Origin of the sequence: Polynucleobacter alcilacus, assembly GCF_018881545.1 — a bacterium.
Taxonomy (GTDB): Bacteria; Pseudomonadota; Gammaproteobacteria; order Burkholderiales; family Burkholderiaceae; genus Polynucleobacter; species Polynucleobacter alcilacus.
The window spans coordinates 108,509-126,681 of sequence record NZ_JACVQD010000001.1 but is presented as its reverse complement, the minus strand read 5'-3'; the positions used below and the strand labels follow the sequence as shown (position 1 = coordinate 126,681).

At 45.0% G+C, this 18,173-nt stretch carries 16 protein-coding genes; 1 reads left to right on the top strand and 15 read right to left on the bottom strand.

Annotated features, from left to right (window positions below; all coding sequences use genetic code 11):
- Positions 1-35: 35 nt before the first annotated feature.
- Positions 36-1,157 carry an NADH:flavin oxidoreductase/NADH oxidase gene (locus ICN45_RS00655; protein WP_216172047.1) on the bottom strand — a complete coding sequence of 374 codons (1,122 nt, stop codon included), beginning with the start codon at positions 1,155-1,157 and terminating at the stop codon, positions 36-38.
- 162 nt (positions 1,158-1,319) lie between these two features.
- Between ICN45_RS00655 and ICN45_RS00650 the strand changes: the two genes are divergently transcribed.
- A complete protein-coding gene (locus tag ICN45_RS00650; RefSeq protein WP_216172045.1) occupies positions 1,320-2,840 on the top strand; it encodes a CoA-acylating methylmalonate-semialdehyde dehydrogenase in 1,521 nt (506 codons plus the stop codon).
- Positions 2,841-2,914: 74 nt separating this feature from the next.
- Here the strand turns inward: ICN45_RS00650 and ICN45_RS00645 are convergent, their stop codons facing one another.
- The 14 genes from ICN45_RS00645 to ICN45_RS00580 all read right to left on the bottom strand — a co-directional run bounded on the left by ICN45_RS00645 (position 2,915) and on the right by ICN45_RS00580 (position 18,169).
- Positions 2,915-3,592, bottom strand: a complete 678-nt coding sequence (locus ICN45_RS00645; protein WP_216172044.1) for an amino acid ABC transporter permease — start codon at positions 3,590-3,592, stop codon at positions 2,915-2,917.
- Positions 3,589-4,326: an amino acid ABC transporter ATP-binding protein gene (locus ICN45_RS00640; protein WP_216172042.1), complete on the bottom strand. Its 738-nt coding sequence runs from the start codon at positions 4,324-4,326 to the stop codon at positions 3,589-3,591. The genes ICN45_RS00645 and ICN45_RS00640 overlap by 4 nt, the downstream gene beginning before the upstream one ends.
- Positions 4,327-4,360: 34 nt before the next feature.
- Positions 4,361-5,014 carry an amino acid ABC transporter permease gene (locus tag ICN45_RS00635; RefSeq protein WP_216172040.1) on the bottom strand — a complete coding sequence of 218 codons (654 nt, stop codon included), beginning with the start codon at positions 5,012-5,014 and terminating at the stop codon, positions 4,361-4,363.
- A 23-nt stretch (positions 5,015-5,037) separates the two neighbouring features.
- Positions 5,038-5,790, bottom strand: coding sequence for a transporter substrate-binding domain-containing protein (locus ICN45_RS00630; protein ID WP_216172038.1), 753 nt, complete (start codon positions 5,788-5,790; stop codon positions 5,038-5,040).
- 82 nt (positions 5,791-5,872) lie between these two features.
- On the bottom strand, positions 5,873-6,991 hold the full coding sequence (locus tag ICN45_RS00625) for an adenylate/guanylate cyclase domain-containing protein (RefSeq protein ID WP_216172036.1): 1,119 nt from the start codon (positions 6,989-6,991) through the stop codon (positions 5,873-5,875).
- A 15-nt stretch (positions 6,992-7,006) separates the two neighbouring features.
- Positions 7,007-7,837, bottom strand: a complete 831-nt coding sequence (locus ICN45_RS00620; protein WP_216172034.1) for a CheR family methyltransferase — start codon at positions 7,835-7,837, stop codon at positions 7,007-7,009.
- An 8-nt stretch (positions 7,838-7,845) separates the two neighbouring features.
- On the bottom strand, positions 7,846-9,003 hold the full coding sequence (locus ICN45_RS00615) for a protein-glutamate methylesterase/protein-glutamine glutaminase (protein ID WP_216172032.1): 1,158 nt from the start codon (positions 9,001-9,003) through the stop codon (positions 7,846-7,848).
- 57 nt (positions 9,004-9,060) lie between these two features.
- A complete protein-coding gene (locus tag ICN45_RS00610) occupies positions 9,061-9,519 on the bottom strand; it encodes a chemotaxis protein CheW (RefSeq protein ID WP_216172030.1) in 459 nt (152 codons plus the stop codon).
- The gene (locus ICN45_RS00605) at positions 9,519-11,870 is read right to left on the bottom strand and encodes a chemotaxis protein CheA (protein WP_216172028.1); all 2,352 of its coding nucleotides are present in this window, start codon (positions 11,868-11,870) and stop codon (positions 9,519-9,521) included. Before ICN45_RS00605 ends, ICN45_RS00610 begins: the two co-directional genes overlap by 1 nt.
- 42 nt (positions 11,871-11,912) lie before the next feature.
- A complete protein-coding gene (locus tag ICN45_RS00600; protein WP_216172025.1) occupies positions 11,913-13,715 on the bottom strand; it encodes a methyl-accepting chemotaxis protein in 1,803 nt (600 codons plus the stop codon).
- A 180-nt stretch (positions 13,716-13,895) separates the two neighbouring features.
- Positions 13,896-14,381, bottom strand: coding sequence for a DUF1178 family protein (locus ICN45_RS00595; RefSeq protein ID WP_216172023.1), 486 nt, complete (start codon positions 14,379-14,381; stop codon positions 13,896-13,898).
- An 88-nt stretch (positions 14,382-14,469) separates the two neighbouring features.
- The gene (locus tag ICN45_RS00590) at positions 14,470-15,069 is read right to left on the bottom strand and encodes an NUDIX domain-containing protein (RefSeq protein WP_216172022.1); all 600 of its coding nucleotides are present in this window, start codon (positions 15,067-15,069) and stop codon (positions 14,470-14,472) included.
- A gap of 123 nt (positions 15,070-15,192) precedes the next feature.
- On the bottom strand, positions 15,193-16,692 hold the full coding sequence (nuoN, locus tag ICN45_RS00585) for an NADH-quinone oxidoreductase subunit NuoN (protein WP_216172020.1): 1,500 nt from the start codon (positions 16,690-16,692) through the stop codon (positions 15,193-15,195).
- Positions 16,693-16,702: 10 nt separating this feature from the next.
- On the bottom strand, positions 16,703-18,169 hold the full coding sequence (locus ICN45_RS00580; RefSeq protein ID WP_216172018.1) for an NADH-quinone oxidoreductase subunit M: 1,467 nt from the start codon (positions 18,167-18,169) through the stop codon (positions 16,703-16,705).
- Positions 18,170-18,173: the final 4 nt, after the last annotated feature.

The window sequence follows — 18,173 nt, the reverse complement described above, 5'->3', positions numbered from 1 at the left end:
TTTTTATTCATTCAGTGTAGCGCTTACTGAAGGATTTATCGTTGCCCTACTTTCACATTCCCAAATACCGCCTGGGCTTCGCGCGGCAAACAACGCCAGTAACGCTCATTAGCCGTTACCGTAGCATTCAAGGCGGCTGCAGCCTCCCAACCCCAGCGCGGTTTATAGAGGAATGCTCTCGCTAAGGCAATTAGGTCAGCATCACCGTCTTGAAGGATTTCCTCTGCTTGGTGGGGATCGGTAATTAAACCAACCGTCATCGTTGGTAAGCCAGACAGCTCTTTCACCATCTTCGCAAAGGGCACCTGATATTTAGGGCCCAAAGCAATTTTTTGTTTTGGTGAAATACCACCAGAAGAAATGTGTACAAAGTCACAACCCAAGGGCTTCAATTGGGTTACGAAATTCGAGCTCTCCTCTGGATTCCAGCCCCCATCAATCCAATCATGCGCTGAAATCCGCATACCCAAAACACCTTGATATGCTGCTCTTACGGCCGAAAAGAGTTCCAAGGGAAAGCGAATGCGATTTTCAAATGCGCCGCCATATTCATCAGTACGCTGATTGGCAATCGGAGATAAAAATTGATGTAGTAGATAACCATGCGCACCATGCAATTCGATACCATCGACCCCGACACGATCTGCACGTTTGGCTGATGCCACAAAGTCTGCGATGAGTTGTTTAAGCTCATCCTTACTTAATTCATGGGGCAAGCGCTCCCCATCCAATTGGGGAATCGCTGAAGGTGCTAGTGTTTCCCAGCCACCATTCTCTGGGGAAAGCAGTTGCCCACCATCCCAAGGAGTGGCACTAGAAGCTTTACGGCCCGCATGCGCCAACTGAATAAAAACCGGTATCGCTGGGGCCAAGGCTCTTGCCCGACTTAACTTATCTTTCAGAGCCGCTTCAGTACGGTCATCCCACAGGCCTAAGCAGGCATTCGTAATACGTCCTTCGGGGGTAATGCCAGTGGCCTCAATAATGAATAAAGCTGCACCGCTATTTAATAAATTGCCCCAGTGCATCAAGTGCCAATCTGTTGCCTCGCCATTATTCGCTGAATATTGGCACATGGGCGCAACCACAATCCGGTTCGCAAGCGTCAGCGGCCCGCGGGGGGAATTAAGGGTGTAGTTTGAAAAGAGAATGCTCATCGAAATGCCTTTAAATGCTGGTAAATGGGTCAAAAATACGAAAAATGCCTTTAAGCGATAGAATACTAAAAATCAGAATAAACGAGACAGCAAAGTCCTGCAGACCTTTGGAAGCAGGGCTTTATTTACCCAAACCTTACAAATTACTCATTACAAGAGACTATGAACGCACCTAAAGCCTTTGAATCAAAAGAAGATGTTGGCCATTATGTTGGCGGAAATCTAGTAAACCCAAAAGACGGACGTTTTGCCGATGTTTACAACCCTACTAAAGGCGCTGTAGCCCGCCGCGTGGCCCTAGCTAGCAAATCCGAAGTGGATACTGCTGTAGCCGTCGCACAAAAGGCTTTTGAGACCTGGAGTCAGACTAGCCCATTACGTCGCTCACGCATCATGTTTAAGTACCTCGAGTTACTCAATGCCAACCGCGATGAATTAGCAGCCATGATCACCGCTGAGCACGGCAAGGTGTTTACTGATGCCCAAGGTGAAGTCACCCGTGGAATTGAAATTGTGGAATTTGCTACCGGTATTCCAGAATTACTCAAAGGTGAGTACACAGAACAAGTTTCTACCGATATTGATAACTGGGTAATGCGCCAACCTTTAGGTGTGGTGGCTGGCATTACGCCATTTAACTTCCCAGTAATGGTTCCGATGTGGATGTTCCCTATGGCGATTGCCTGCGGCAATTCATTCATCCTCAAACCAAGTCCAACCGATCCTTCCGCTTCACTATTCATGGCGAAACTTCTTAAAGAAGCGGGATTGCCTGATGGCGTGTTTAACGTAGTGCAAGGTGACAAAGAAGCCGTAGATGCGTTGATTGAGAACTCCCTTGTTAAAGCAGTGAGTTTCGTGGGCTCTACCCCGATTGCCAATTACATTTATGAGCGTTGTGCACACTTTGGTAAGCGTTCCCAAGCGTTGGGTGGCGCTAAAAATCATATGGTCATCATGCCGGATGCCGATATCGATAAAGCAATTGATGCTTTGATTGGCGCTGCATACGGTTCTGCTGGTGAGCGCTGTATGGCGATTTCAGTAGCGGTACTGGTAGGTGATGCGGCTGATAAGATCATGCCAAAACTGATCGAGCGCACCAAGACACTGAAAGTAAAGAATGGCATGGAGCTCGATGCTGAAATGGGCCCCATCGTGACTAAGGCAGCACTAGAGCGTATTACTGGCTATATCGATAGCGGTGTCGCTTCTGGCGCCAAGCTGTTGGTTGATGGTCGCGGTTTAAAGGTCTCCGGAAATGAAGCTGGCTTCTTTATTGGTGGCACTTTGTTTGATAACGTGACTGCCGATATGAAGATCTATCTTGAAGAGATCTTTGGACCAGTACTATCTTGCATGCGTGTTGCAAACTTTACTGAAGCACTCAATTTAGTGAACTCTTGTGAATATGGTAATGGCGTCGCTTGCTTTACCAGTGATGGCAACATCGCTCGTGAATTTGCGCGCCGTGTTCAAGTCGGTATGGTTGGTATTAACGTACCGATTCCGGTACCGATGGCATGGCATGGCTTTGGTGGTTGGAAAAAATCCATCTTCGGCGATATGCATGCCTATGGCAAAGAAGGCGTTCGCTTCTATACCAAACAGAAGAGTGTCATGCAGCGCTGGCCAGAAAGCATTGCTAAAGGTGCAGAGTTTGTCATGCCTACTTCAAAATAATATTGCCAGCAGGTTTTGGGAATAAAAAATAGCGACCTTCGGGTCGCTTTTTTATTGGGCTAAATGAATTTATGTCAATTAGACTGTGCTGTCGGAAACACCACCCGGCGCTCAATGGCACGAGCACACAATACGATTACTGAAACCATTGCTAAGTAAACAAGGGCGGTTAATAAGTAGGCCTTGAAGAACTGAAAGTTGCTGGCGGCCAACTCTTGCATCCGCGCAAAAAACTCCGTGTACTGAATTAAAAATGCTACCGAACTGTCTTTTAAGTTTCCGATCACCTGGTTGGTTAAGGCCGGTATTGATAACCTTATTACTTGCGGTAAGGTAATGAGACGAAAAATTTGCAATGGATTAAATCCTTGGGCAGCAGCAGCCTCCAGTTGAATAAAATTCAAGCCGTTGTAGGCCGTCTTCATGTACGCCGCGTTATAGGCTGCTACATTTAAAGTAAAGCCAATAGTGGCAACTACAAAGGGATCCATACGGATACCCCATTGCGGCAAGCCGTAATACATTAAAAAGAGTAATACGATTAAGGGCATGCCAATAAAGAAAGAGATATAGGAATTAGTAACAGTCCGAATCCAGAAATTTTTACTAATAGCCAAATAAAACACTACGATACCCAAAAGCAATCCAGTCACACTAATTAATCCAGCGAGTTTCAGCGTATTGACTAGGCCCGCCAAGATTTGCGGCATCTGTGTAATCAGGTCGGTCTCAAAGATCTTCCAAGCATTCATTTAAAGCCATCCTTATTGCCAAAGAATGCTTGAATATCTGGATCAGATTTGTCACTGGCCAATACCGAAATTTTATCGTCGGCTCGAATAATGCCTTTATCTAAAAACATCACCGTATCAGAAATATTTTGAGCCAAACTCAAGTCATGGGTGACACAGAGCATTGTGATACCGGAATCATGAAGATGGTTAATCAGGTCTGCCACATCTCGTGACATGATGGGATCTAAAGCTGAGGTGGGTTCATCCAGTACCAATACAGCAGGGTCCATTGCTAAGGCTCGCGCAATCGCCACCCGCTGTTGTTGACCGCCAGAGAGCTGAGCTGGATATTTGTGTTGATGTATTGCCATACCAAATTTTTCTAATGTCGCCAAGGCTTTTTCATTGGCTTCCTGTTTTTTCATTCCTTCCAGAATTTTTAATGCCAAAGTGACGTTCTCTAATACGGTCAAGTGGCTATAGAGGGCAAACTGCTGGAACACAAAACCAATTTGTTTGCGTAATGCTCGGACATCAACACCTGGACCCGCTACCTCTTTGCCACGAAAAATAATCGATCCAGAAGTAGGGTCTTCTAAGCGGTTGAGGCACTGTAATAGGGTTGATTTACCTGAGCCTGAAGCACCCATTAATACCCTCACCTGCCCATCATGAACATCAAAGTTGATATCGGAAAGTACGACCTGCTCTCCAAATACCTTCTTTAAATCACGGACCTGAATTAACGACATGATGCGGCCTCTCTTAAATCACTGTATTGGTATCTCATGCTTTGCCTAAGCCCGGTATTGCGTAATGGCGGTTAATGAGTTGAATGCCACCCAATAAAATACGATAAATTGCAAAATACAATAAGCCAACCGCAAAATACACCTCAACCCCACGCAAGGTAGTGGAAGTTAAAGCGATTGCTTGTTTGGTAATCTCAGGAATGCCTACTGTATAAGCAAAAGGGGAATACTTTAATACCGAGGTGAACTCATTAATCATGCCGGGAACAGAGAAACGCAGCATTTGCGGTAAGTCGATATACCAAAGAATTTGTAGTCTGCTCATGCCCATGGCTTCACCAGCCAAAATCTCCATCGCGTCTACTGAATTAAAGGCGCCACGAAAGACCTCGGCCAGGTAGGCAGAAGTAACGAGTCCCAGACTCATTGCCATCGCCATCAAGGGCGGCACTTTAATACCGACACTGGGCAAACCAAAATACACCATGAAAAGCAATACGAGGACTGGCACACCCCGAAACACATAGGTATAGACATCAATAAGTGGGGTTAGGCCAGGAATAGACAGACGGCGAAGACAGGCTAGTGTTAATCCAATCACCAGGCCCGTAGCACTACAAACCAATGTGACCAGAACGGTATAGGAAATCCCATGCGCAAGTTGCGCAAGGATGTCATAAAAATTCACTGGTATGCTCTATTTCCTAGAAATTAATTCATCCATTTATCGAGAATGGCTTTAATTTTTTCTGGCCCAATTTCTTTTAAATACGCATCAAAATCATCGCGCAATTTGGATCCTTTGACAAAGGCAAAGCCGAGCTTATCGTAGCCACTAAAGACATAATCACTCTCGATCGGTAACTTCATTTTATTGATGTAGTTAGCCAGAACAGGCTCTTCAATAAAGGCCAGATCAATATTGCCGTTTTGCAAATCGGTAATGACTTCGGTATAGGAAGGATAGAGCTTGACCTTACTTAAGGAGTAATAGCCTTTTGGCTCTAACTCATTCCGAATGAGATCGTCGTATGCCATACCACGAGGATAGCCAATTTTATATTTCTTCAGCTCGTTTAAATCTTTGATTTGAATGTTGCGATTTTTCATGCTGACTAAGTGCCATGCATTGTCATAGTATGGCTGTGAAAAATCCATTACCTCTTTACGCTTATCAGTAATCGAAATACCTGAGAAAGCAACGTCTGCTTGACCGCTAGATACTGCGCCTAACATTCCAGCCCAGTCATAGGGAGTTACTTTCATAGTGCAACCGCGCGATTGGCAATAACCTTCAAAGATGTCCATGTCAGCACCAACGATCTTGCCGTTTTGCTCGAAGACCATCGGTGGCGAAGCAGGAGAAACAGCCACTTTGATTTCTTTGGAATCTGGCGTCTTGGAGCAAGCCAAAATGGTGAGGGCTAGAACAGCGGCAAACAATGCCAGGAAAAAGCGTTTCATGGGTATTTCTCCTATTCTAATGACTGAATTCTTAGTCGTTACTATACATTGGGTCATACCCAGTGTAGGGGAACTCGTTTGATCACTTCCGACCGTTGAGGAAAGAAGTCAATATTTGGCCCAGTCCTTTGCACTCCACTAACTCACGCTCTTCAACTATAAAGGCATCCTTCACCAACTCCGCAGTTGCTGGTGTCATATGTACGCGGCCAACCAGTGAGGTTGACTCCATGCGGCTGGCAGTATTGACTGTGTTACCCCAGAGGTCATAAGAAAATTTAGTAAAGCCGATCACGCCTGCTACTACGGGTCCTGAATTTAAGCCGATACGCATTTGCAACTCAATACCATTATCAGTATTAAATGCAGCTAGATCATCAAACATTCCCAGAGCCATATCAGCACAGATAATCGCATGATCTGAACGGGGGATCGGCAAGCCACCGGCGGCCATATAAGCATCACCAATTGTTTTAATTTTCTCCAGACCCAAATCTTCAGCCCTTCTATCAAAACGCCCGAACAAATCATTTAATAGCTTAACTAATTCAGCAGCGGTTTTATTCGAAGCCATCTTGGTAAAGCCAGATAAGTCACTAAATAAAATCGTGGCCTCAGGATAACTACCAGAAATATTGCTCTCGCCTTTCTTTAAGCGCTCAGCAATTGGCTTAGGCAGAATATTCAGCATCAACTTTTCGGTTTTCATTTGCTCGATATTGAGCAATTCTTTTTCATGCTGGAGTTGAATAATCCGTTCGCGGTCAACATCCCTTAACCGCTTCTTCTCTAAAGAGGAAAAGACCCTGGCACGCAGCAGGACAGGATCAAAAGGTTTAGGAAGGTAGTCTTCCGCCCCCACCTGGATACATTCGATAGTTCTTTCAAAATGCTCAGATCCCGACACCACAATAATAGGTAAATAGCGAAGTTCGGGGGAAGACTTCACGGCCTTGAGCGTTTCTAGGCCATCCATCTCAGGCATCTCCATATCCAAGAGCATCAGATCGAAGGTCTCGGCACGAACCTTCTCAAGAGCTTCAACCCCATCCCCTGCCTCTTGAATATTCGTAATCCCTACTGAATTTAATTCGCGGATGAGCAACTTACGTAAGGTACGACTGTCGTCTACTACCAAGACTTTCATTGCCTTGGTTTGCTCTAGGATTTCTGGTGAAATATTCGTCATTTCTGCGTTCATATACCCTGCCTCGAATTAAATTCTCTTTTTTTGATAATAAGAAACTCTGTCTAACTGCACAATTTGATAGGTCTGATCAAATAAGATTGATTCTGACGAACCCAGAATTAAATAAGATGAAGAATCTAGCAGCTGTGAATAGATTCGTTTCACGATTTTGGCTTTCGTGTCCTGGTTAAAGTAAATCAACACATTACGAATCAAAATTAAATCAAATTTTGGCATCAAAGGCCAGTCTTGAATCAGGTTCATCTGTTTAAATTGCACCATGCTTCGCAGATCGGCGCTAATTTCATAATGGCCATTGGGTAATTTCTTAAAATGTCTCTGAATCTGCGTCTCAGTGAGGCCGCGCTGTACCTCAGTTTGGTTATAAATACCTAAACTGGCTTTTTCCAGTGCCTGCTCAGATATATCGGTGGCCAAAATCCGAATATTCCATCCCCCGAGCTCTGGAAAATGTTCACGCAAGAGCATAGCAATACTATAGGGTTCTTGACCGGTAGAGGATGCCGCAGACCAGATGTTTAGCTCGCGTGAGTCTTTACGTTTCTGAATCAGGTCTGGAATAATGGTCGTTTTAAGAACTTCAAATGGACTAGTGTCCCTGTAAAAACTGGTTTCATTGGTGGTCATTGCTTCAAAAGCCTGCCAATGAATATCACCAACGGGGTTGGTTATTAAGAACCGCAATAGAGCTGCGAGTCCTGCAAAACGATGCTCAGCAACAATGCTTGAGAGACGAGACTGAATTAAATAAGCCTTACTTGAATCTAAGGCAACGCCTATATTTTTTTCTACTAAATTAAAAAAACTCTCAATATCCGCTTGATCAATTGGGCTCATTTCTACATTCATTTCAATTGAGTCCGAAACAGGATTTCATCAGGAATGGACTCAAGAGGTAGCACTTTCTCGGCTAAATCTGCTTGCGCTATTGCGCCTGGCATTCCCCAAATCACGCTGGTGGCCTCGTCTTGTGCTAACACTACGCCATTGCTGCGAATAATATCCTCTGCCCCACGTAAACCATCGTAGCCCATACCCGTGAGCACGACAGCTAATAAAGACTGTCCATATACTTTTGCCGCACTTCTAAATAAAACATCTACCGCCGGCCTACAAGAATTCTCAGGAGGGTCTTCATTCAAATGCATAAAGACTTTTGCACCCTTCCGTCTAAGCTCTAAATGGTAGCCACCGGGTGCTAAATAAGCCTGTCCTGCTAATGCCTCTTGACCCTCATAGGGCTCCTGCACCGGCATCACGCCAACTTCAGTTAGGCGGGCGGCCAATAAAGTGGTGAACTTTGGCGGCATATGCTGGACGATAAAGATGGGTACCGAGAGAGGCGTACGCCACATTTCAAAAACCTTCATTAAGGCTGCTGGGCCTCCGGTAGAGACGCCAATACAAAGAGCATCTACCGGATAGAGTGGCCGCCCCTCTGGCCTGACTACCTTCGTGCTGGCCATAGGCGGAGTTTGATTACTCGGTATTGCGGTAATTTTTTCTGGGACCGGTATAGAGAGCGCTTCCCGGCGAGCTGCGCCACGCTCTTTAATAGATGTGGGCTTATTGCCATCCCCAGTTGCCCGTTGACACAGGGCCTTAATCTTGGGAATCAAATTATCTTCTAGGACTTTGTAGGCATCGGCAGGATCAGCTGAGGCTTGAGGCTTGCCTACATAATCACTAGCCCCATAAGTTAAGGCATCCATCGTAGCCTTAGCCCCTCTTTGGGTTAAAGAGCTAAACATGATGATCGGTAATACAGGATAAATCTTCCGAATTTCTCGCAAGGCGGTAATGCCATCCATCTCTGGCATTTCTACATCCAAAGTGACAATATCGGGATTAGAGCGTTTGATGGATTCGATTGCCAACAGACCATTGGCAGCAGTTCCTACAACCTCAATTTCAGGGTGCTTCATTAAGGAGTTCATGATGATGCGGCGCATTACCGCAGAATCATCCACAATCAGCACTCGAATTTTATCTTCAAACTTCATTACTTAATCCACAAAAATACGAGTATAGGTAGAACAGGGAATGGATTGCGCAATCCATTAGGCTATCAGCAGCTGATTTTTAGCCTTTTCTGTGCGTTGGTTAATTAACTTCGGATCCAAGATCAATAATAGCCGATCACTCAACTTATGGACGCCCAGCACTAGCTCCCTAGAGACCACAGAAAAAATGCTGGGAGGAGGCTCAAACGTATCTTGGTCTAGCGTCAGAATTTCGCCTACATCGTCCACCAAAAGAGCAACCAGGAAGCCATCGCTACGCAAAATAATGCTAATCGATTCCGTCAATCCTGATTCACGCTCCAGATGCAATCTCTCATACATATCAATTGCAGGCACCAACTGGCCCCGTAAATTCATAATGCCGCGTACAGTCTTGGCACTTTTCGGAACTGGTGTCACTTCCAAATTTCGATTCAGCTCAAGGACATCAGTCGCATTGATGCCAAAGTAATGACCACCTAAATAGAAAGTCACAAAATCTGTAGAAATACTCATTAGTTCATATCCATATCAATGACCGCTGGGTATTCTTTCGAATTCTCCTGCAAATTACGCATCATCAAAATTTCTTGTAAATCAATCACGTTAATCACCTGATCATTTAAAGAAACACAACCAAGCAAGCCTTTTTGCGGTGGATTAGCCTCATGCAAATTCTTGGAAACATGAATGATGTCATGAACTTGGCTAACAACTAGTCCAACTGGTATGTCATTGGTGTAATGAACAATGACCGGAATCACTTCATCCTCGGTTGATGACGCTTTACCCTTTTTGGCACCCTCAATATAGTGGTTGAGGTAGAGCAAATGCATGATCTCATTACCATACTGAATGACATCGCGATTGCCGTTCCGTTGAACTTGTTTTGGTGAAATCATTTCCAAACGCTCAACATGATCCAGATAAATCGCTAAACGGGATTGGCCTTCAAGCTCAAATGACAGCATCGCTACATCTTCTTCAGATGCCTCCTCTTGTGTACTGTCGGCATTCAATGGGCGAGACTGAATCTTGGCAACCATGCCAGACTGAATCGCAATACCGTCAATATCCAAAATCAGTGCTACTCGACCATTACCTAAAATCGTTGCACCAGCAAAATCTGTCACATCTTTGAGCAATGGTCCAAGGGGTTTGACAACCACTTCTTGCATATTCAGAACCTCATCAACCACCAAACCAAAACGAATGCCCGAGGATTGCAAAATCGCAATATTCAAAATAGCATCTTCCGCTGGTAAATCTTTGCTGACTTCAAGCTGGTGGTTCAAAAATAAAATGGGGACTAGCTGATTACGCAATCTGAATACCGGAGTGCCATAAAAATCCTCTAAGCCTGTCGTGTCAGCACTTAAATCTAAGCGTACCATCTCCAAAACGCTATTTTGTGGGATCGCATAGGGCTCGGAGCCACAGCGCACAAATAATGCCGGCATGATCGCTAGAGTCAAGGGGATTTTTAAACGGATGGTTGTGCCAACACCGCGTTTACTGTTGATATCAATTGATCCACCAATATTGGAGATATTGGTTTTCACAACATCCATTCCAACCCCTCTTCCAGAGAGATTGCTTACTTGGCTCTTCGTCGAGAAGCCCGGTAAGAATATATATTCCAGTAACTGCAGGTCAGATAGATCTTGCGCTTGTGGCGCAGGAATCAAATTCTTCTCGATTGCCTTTTGACGCACCAGATCATAATCAACGCCGGCCCCATCATCCGCAATCTCAATGACCACCATGCCATTTTCATGACTGGCACGCAATAAGACTTTGCCTAATTCAGGTTTACCAAGTCTGATACGATCCTCAGGAAGTTCGATACCATGGTCGATACTATTGCGAATGATATGTACCAAGGGATCACGAATGGCATCTAGCAAAGTTCTATCGAGTTCCGTTTCAGAACCCTCTTGTATTAAGCTGACCTGCTTGCCGCATTGATTTGAAACGTCGCGCATCAAGCGTGGAAATTTAGTCCATACCTGGGCAATCGGTTGCATGCGGGTTTTCATCATGCGCTCTTGTAGCTCAAGAGTTAGCAAATCGACTACGCGTACGGCACTAGAAAAATCATGATCGCTAAATTGATTCGTGAATGGCAATAAGCGATTTCTAGCAAGAACCATTTCGCTGACTAAATTCATCAACCGATCTAATAACTCCAGGCTGACTTTTACTGGTGCAGCAGATTCTTGGGTTTTGACAATATCTGCAGGGTCTGGAGCCCAGACTTGATCCGTAGATTCACTATCCTCTGAAGTCATTGCAAGCGAGGACTTGACTGGGGCGCTTTGCGGCTCCGGAGCCACAGCCTGACTAGTCGGCTCAGGAATAGGCGCAGTAACTGCTGGCGGTTCAGTAGTGGCAGCTGGCTGAGCAGGCGGGGTTGCTTGCGTTGCTTGAGTTGCTTGAGTTGCTTGGGTTGTTTGCGTTGCTTGAGCAACTACATTCGCTTCCTTACCAGCCGCTAGCGCCAATAAATTCTCTACCAATGCCGAGTCATCACCAGCAGGCTCAGTTTGAGTAGCTTCAATCCCTTCAATAATGACTCTCAGGCAATCTAAAGCTGAAAGCAGAATAGTTGCCTTTTGGGTATCAAGCGTTAACTGCCCATCCCGAATTTTTCCCAATAAGGACTCACCTGCATGCGATACCTTTTCCAGGCGCTTAAAGGCAAAAAATCCACTACTACCTTTAAGCGTGTGCATGGCACGGAAAATATTGCCAACTAATTTTTTATCATCAGGGGTGATTTCTAGTTGGACAAAATCGAGGTCGAGCTGATCCAGAATCTCGCGTGCCTCAACGATGAACTCAACTAGAATGTCGTCATCATTCATAGATTGCTATGCCGATGTTCTATCAATAAGCCTATCTATTCCTCAAACTTTAAACTTGGAAACCAAGTCTTGAAGTTCACTAGCAATCTTGGCTAAATCAGAAGCTGCCACTTGCGTATTTGCGGCACCCTCAGTAGTACTCTGTGCGGCCTCAGATACCGTGCCAATGTTCGAAGCAATATTGGCGCTACTAGAAGCTGCCGTAGAAACACTACGACCCATTTCACCAGTAGTTGCTGCCTGCTCCTCTACTGCACTCGCAATTAAGCTAGAGATATCGTTAATCTTGTTAATGATGTTTGAAATTTCTTCAATCGAAACCATCGCACCATTGGTATCAGACTGAATAGCAGTAATGCTGCCGCTGATTTCTTCAGTAGCCTTCGCTGTTTGTCTTGCTAATTCTTTAACCTCATTCGCTACCACCGCAAAACCTTTACCAAGCTCACCCGCACGGGCTGCCTCGATCGTTGCATTGAGTGCCAAGAGATTGGTTTGTTCAGCAATACTAGAAATCACTTTCAAGACACTACCGATCTCAGTACTGCTCTCACTTAACTTCGCCATCGTGGTATTGGTTCTTTGGGCAATTTGCACCGCTTGATTAGCAACCGTAGAAGCCTCCACTGCATTGATGGAGATTTCCCGAATACTCGCGCTCATCTCTTCTACACCTGCAGCCACTGTCTGGGTATTTGAGCTCACCTCAACCGCAGCACCTGAAACTACTTTAGCTTGGGCAGCAGTTTCTTCTGCGTTCGAACTCATTTGCATACTCACAGCAGCCAACTCTTCAGATGAACTTGCCAATGCAGTCGCATTCTTCGAAATCGCTTGGAATGCTTTACGGGAGGTATCGATTAAACGATTGACCTGTGTGCTGATGTCGAGGAAGAAACCTTCTTTGCCAGCCAATGGCACTTCTGCTGTGAAATCTCCAGCAGCTGCAGCAGAAATAATCTCGCCAATTTGCTTAGTAGTTTCTTGCGCCTTAATATTGTTTTCACGATCCTGAGTGGCTAATGCATCTGCTTTTTGCAGACTTACCTGTAGAACACCAACGGCTTTGGCCATCGTGCCAATTTCATTATCGTAATCCGTATTAGAGATAGTGTTGTGTAATTTAGCTTCGGCTAGATCGCTAATGGATGATGCCAAACTGGTAATAGGTCCATTAATCGATTTATTGACCAGGTAAATAATAGCTAAAGCAAAGAGAATCGCAATCGCCAACATCGACCCAAGCAGAATTTTCACAAAAGAGGCCATCTCCATGGCCTTTTCCATATTTTGTTCTGCACCCTGCGCTTTGAGCTCGCTGATCTCTCGGATCTCCGCCGAAAGTTTAGCAACTAAATCCTGATAATCTTTCGCGATAATAGCTTTATAGCCTGATATTGCTGGGGTGCTAGTCTGGGTAGCAAGCACCACCTTGTCTACGGCAGCGTAGTAAGCCTCTAAATCAGGCTTTACTGCATCGATTTTTTCTTTTAACGCAGGGCGAATAATCGTAGCCTTGGCTTTTTCATACAGCTCCATCTGCGTTTTTTTAGTCTTCGCAATCGTATCAAGTGCTTTCTGCGCGCCTTCGCCATCCCCGGCATTCACCGCTAAGATGTAACGGTTGGTTGCACGACCAATAATGTTGACATCTCGATTGAGCTGCCGTAAGTAAGAAATTCCCAATAAATCTTTCTCGTAAATCTTTTTCGTATTAGCGGTCAACTCATCAAAGGCCCAAAATGATGCGCCGGCAATGATGATTGAAAATAGCACTACTAATGAAAAACCAATGATCAGCTTGGTTTTGAGTTTGAGTTTTTCAAAGGTTTTGAAGAGGGACATGATTCAGGACACCAAAAAGAGATTGATAAAAAAACAGTTTTTTTCATAATACATTTTTTTTAATGCAGAACAAATGCCGCTGCACTTTTTTTAAGCAGGATCAGAAACTATTCAAAGGGTAATTAAATGGGATCGATTGGGCTATCTCACCCAATAGTATCTAAATACTAGATTTGAGGTTTACTGCAGGGTGTTTTTAAAGGCTGGCATTAGAGGTACTGCTAATACCTCAATACCCTCTTCCCTGAGAGATTCGGCTTCATCCAAGGTGGTCTGACCCCGAATACTGCGCTCAGGAGACTCTTTGTAATGTATCTTTCGAGCTTCCTCGGCAAATCCACTGCCAACATCCTCAGATTTACCCATCAGATCACGCATCCCCTTTAAAAAGGCTGCCTGAACTTGAGCCTCCAGATCAGAATGGTCACCGCCGGTAAGCGCCACAACGTCACCACTTAAATTACCATTATCAGCCTTAGAAACCGTCAGTTCCGTAGAAGAAGACTTGGCAATATGGGGTGCAGACGGCATACGGGTAATATCAATGCTATCGCAAACAGGACAAGCAAGTATGCCCTTGTCTTGCTGAGCTAGACAGTCCTCTTCTGAGGCGAACCATCCTTCAAAGCGATGGTTTAGTGGACAAGCGAGGTTATAAACTTTCATGACTATATATAGGGGCAAAAATGCTAAATTCAATGCCCCTATTTTAGTCGGGATTAGGTATTGCCTATTTATTAGGCTTCGCCCTTGGCTAAATAGCAGGCAGCGGACTAACAAGACCGCGACGATAACGGTCCAACCAGTAGGCCGCTATAGTCGTTTTAACGTCGGTGATCTCACCATCTTCCACCCAGGCTAAGAGTTGCTCTAGAGGAGCAGCAAATACGTCTAAGAACTCCTCTGCATCGAGGTGACTCTTTCCTGGAATCAAATCCTCCGCTAAATAGATGTCAATGAATTCCGTCGAATACGAAATCACTGGATGAATGCGGCGGATAAAGCTCCACTTTTGAGCCGTATAGCCAGTTTCTTCTTCTAATTCTCGTTTGGCACATAAGAGATGGTCTTCGCTGGGGTCTAATTTACCCGCTGGGATCTCAATACAAGTCTTGGCAATCGGATAACGGTACTGCCGCTCTAAGAGCACCCTTCCATCATCTAGTAGCGCCACAATGGCAACTGCACCAGGATGAGTCAAATACTCCCGTATGGCTTCCCCACCATCCGGCAAAGAAACGCTATCCCGTTTCATATTTAGGAAGATGCCGCCATAGATGTCTTCGCCAGAAATACGCTCTTCGCGTAAATGGGCATCTCCAGCAGCGAGGTCTTCAAATGATTTTTCAGTCATATATCACTCAGTATTTTCAAATGCACATCTTACAAAAATTAGATGTCTGCTTAGTTTAGATCTGATAGCGTTAGATCTGATAGGTTGGACCATGAGAGCCCTATAGCAATAGCTTATCGAGCCTTAAGAACCCAACAAGGTCCGACGCATCGCATCTAAGCAAATTGTCATCAATCCCGCTGGCACTATTCCGAGAACTAAAACCAGCATGCAGTTCAATCCTAAGAGGCCTTTTGCAATACCTGAACCAGTAATAGTGATGTCATGCTCTGGCTCATCAAAGTACATGACTTTGACCACGCGCAAGTAGTAGAAAGCACCAATCAACGCGGCCATTACTGCGATGATCGCGATAAAGGTATGTTCCGCATCGACCAATGCTTCTAGTACGCCTAATTTGGCGGCAAAGCCCACCGTAGGCGGAATACCTGCTAAAGAGAACATCATGACGAGGCCAACAAAGGCAAACCAAGGGTGCTTCTTATTGAGGCCTTTGAGACCGGATAAGGTTTCGCAGTCGTAGCCTTTGCGAGAAAGAAGCATTAGCAATCCGAAGCTGCCTAAGGTAGTGAGCACATAAGTAATCACGTAAAACAAGGCTGCACTGAATGCATGATCGTCAAACACCGACAACATACCAAGAAGTACGAAGCCCATTTGTGCAATGGCAGAGTATGCCAACATGCGTTTCAGATTGGTTTGGGCAATCGCCGTAATATTACCTATTAATAGGGATAACACTGCCAGCAAGATCAACATCGGCTGCCAGTCCCCGAGGAGTGGTAGCAAAGTATTGACCAATAAGCGGAATAACAAAGCAAAGGCAGCCAGCTTAGGCGCAGCCGCAATCATTAAAGTCACTGCAGTCGGTGCACCTTGATACACATCTGGTACCCACATATGAAATGGCACAACGCCTAGCTTGAAAGCTAAACCAGAAACAATGAATACCAAACCAAAAGCCATCACCAAATGATTCACGCGCGGATCAGCCACGGTCTTAAATATCTCGATTAAATCTAAGGAACCTGTAACGCCATAGAGCATTGACATCCCGTACAAGAGAAAGCCAGATGCGAGTGCCCCCAGAATGAAATACTTAATACCAGCCTCAACGCTCTTCTCGCTACTGTGACGCATGGCAACTAAAGCATAGGTTGGCAAGGCCATGAGTTCAAGACCAAGATACAAGGTCAACAGGTTTGCGCCTGAGATCAACACAAATTGACCCAGCAAAGCAAGCAATGCCAGCACAATAAAGTCTGGACGGAACAATGCACGATCCATTAAATATTGCTTTGAGTAAATCAAGCTAATCAATACCGCACCACAAGAACATGCCTTCAGTAAATTCGAGAATGGGTCTGACTGGAATAAGCCATTCATTGCAACGAGTGCGGGGTCACCCATACGACCAATAAAGGCAATGATCAAGAAGACTAATAAAATAATCGAGAAGAAATAAACGAAGCCAACTCCCCGTGGCGTGTGGAAGATATCCTGTTCTACACCAGGGGTTGAGGTGACTCTTTCGGGAACATAAACGCTAGCTACCAGTAAAAGACAGGTCACTACGAGTAAAACAAGTTCCGGCAGGATGGCGTATAGGTCGAATGCTTGCATTTGCTTTTACTCAGAGTTTGCTGACAGCAACATGCTGTAGCAGATTAATCACGGCTGGATGGATGATGTCCGTAAAGGGTTTTGGATAAACGCCCATACCAATAACGCAAATACTTAATACCGCCATCATGAAATACTCACGCGCATTGAGATCTTTTAATGTTGCTACATGCTCATTGGTAATGACGCCGAAGAATACCCGCTTCACCATCCATAAAGAAAAAGCAGCACTCAGAATCAAGGTGGTCGAAGCTAACAAGCCAATAGTGAAATCGTAATCTACGGCAGCCAAAATCACCATAAACTCACCCACAAACCCAGACGTAGCCGGTAGGCCGCAGTTTGCCATTGCCATCAAGACTGCAAAGGCAGCAAAGACCGGCATTCGATGGATGACACCACCGTAGTCTGCAATTTGACGAGTATGCATGCGGTCATAGAGCACGCCAATCGAGAGAAACATCGCACCCGATACGAAGCCATGGGAGATCATCTGCACAATACCGCCCTCCATGCCCAGCGGGCTAAAGAGAAAGAAGCCCAGGGTTACAAAACCCATATGTGCGACGGATGAATAAGCTACGAGCTTTTTCATATCCTTCTGAACCAAAGCCACTGCACCCACATAAATCACCGCCACTAAAGAGAGGAAGATGACAAATGGTCCTAGATATTGACTAGCATCTGGCGCAATCGGTAATGAGAAACGTAAGAAGCCATAAGCACCCAGTTTCAACATGATGGCTGCCAAGACTACAGACCCACCTGTTGGAGCTTCAACGTGTACATCTGGCAACCAAGTATGTAAGGGCCACATCGGTACCTTCACGGCAAACGCCATGAAGAAGGCAAAGAACAGGAGGATTTGCTCAACGATATCTAGGCGTGCATTATGCCAAGCCAAGATATCAAAGGTATTGGTCACGTTGTACAGGTAGAGCATCGCGATCAAGGTAAGCAAGGAACCCATCAAGGTATATAAGAAAAACTTGAATGCCGCATAAATCCGGTTAGGACCACCCCATACCCCAATGATGATGTACATCGGGATTAGAGTCGCTTCAAAAAATACATAGAACAGTAAGGCATCTAGAGAAGCAAATACGCCAATCATTAATCCAGATAGGATCATGAAGGAAGCTAAATATTGGGATACCTTAGTGGTAATCGACTCCCAAGAGGCAATCACGACAAAGATATTGATAAATGCCGTTAAGACAATGAACCATACCGAAATACCATCCACGCCTAAGTAGTAATTAATATCGTAGCGAGGAATCCAACTGATCTTTTCTACAAACTGCATGCCTGGATTGGCGATATCAAAATCAACCACTAATGGCAAAGTAGCAATGAAGCTGAGTACTGCACCCACGAGTGCTAGCCAACGCACTCCAGCAGAAGGTTTTTCTGAACCGAAGAACAAAATAATGATGCCGAAAAAAATCGGGATCCAGATAGCGAAAGAGAGAATCATAATG

Bases quoted from the DNA above. Each gene is read 5' to 3' on its own strand.
- ICN45_RS00600 (WP_216172025.1), bottom strand. From the start codon at position 13,715: ATGTCCCTCTTCAAAACCTTTGAAAAACTCAAACTCAAAACCAAGCTG.
- ICN45_RS00640 (WP_216172042.1), bottom strand. From the start codon at position 4,326: ATGTCGTTAATTCAGGTCCGTGATTTAAAGAAGGTATTTGGAGAGCAG.
- ICN45_RS00625 (WP_216172036.1), bottom strand. From the start codon at position 6,991: ATGAACGCAGAAATGACGAATATTTCACCAGAAATCCTAGAGCAAACC.
- ICN45_RS00655 (WP_216172047.1), bottom strand. From the start codon at position 1,157: ATGAGCATTCTCTTTTCAAACTACACCCTTAATTCCCCCCGCGGGCCG.
- nuoN (WP_216172020.1), bottom strand. From the start codon at position 16,692: ATGCAAGCATTCGACCTATACGCCATCCTGCCGGAACTTGTTTTACTC.
- ICN45_RS00605 (WP_216172028.1), bottom strand. From the start codon at position 11,870: ATGAATGATGACGACATTCTAGTTGAGTTCATCGTTGAGGCACGCGAG.
- ICN45_RS00595 (WP_216172023.1), bottom strand. From the start codon at position 14,381: ATGAAAGTTTATAACCTCGCTTGTCCACTAAACCATCGCTTTGAAGGA.
- ICN45_RS00580 (WP_216172018.1), bottom strand. From the start codon at position 18,169: ATGATTCTCTCTTTCGCTATCTGGATCCCGATTTTTTTCGGCATCATT.
- ICN45_RS00590 (WP_216172022.1), bottom strand. From the start codon at position 15,069: ATGACTGAAAAATCATTTGAAGACCTCGCTGCTGGAGATGCCCATTTA.
- ICN45_RS00645 (WP_216172044.1), bottom strand. From the start codon at position 3,592: ATGAATGCTTGGAAGATCTTTGAGACCGACCTGATTACACAGATGCCG.
- ICN45_RS00610 (WP_216172030.1), bottom strand. From the start codon at position 9,519: ATGAGTATTTCTACAGATTTTGTGACTTTCTATTTAGGTGGTCATTAC.
- ICN45_RS00650 (WP_216172045.1), top strand. From the start codon at position 1,320: ATGAACGCACCTAAAGCCTTTGAATCAAAAGAAGATGTTGGCCATTAT.
- ICN45_RS00630 (WP_216172038.1), bottom strand. From the start codon at position 5,790: ATGAAACGCTTTTTCCTGGCATTGTTTGCCGCTGTTCTAGCCCTCACC.
- ICN45_RS00615 (WP_216172032.1), bottom strand. From the start codon at position 9,003: ATGAAGTTTGAAGATAAAATTCGAGTGCTGATTGTGGATGATTCTGCG.
- ICN45_RS00620 (WP_216172034.1), bottom strand. From the start codon at position 7,837: ATGAGCCCAATTGATCAAGCGGATATTGAGAGTTTTTTTAATTTAGTA.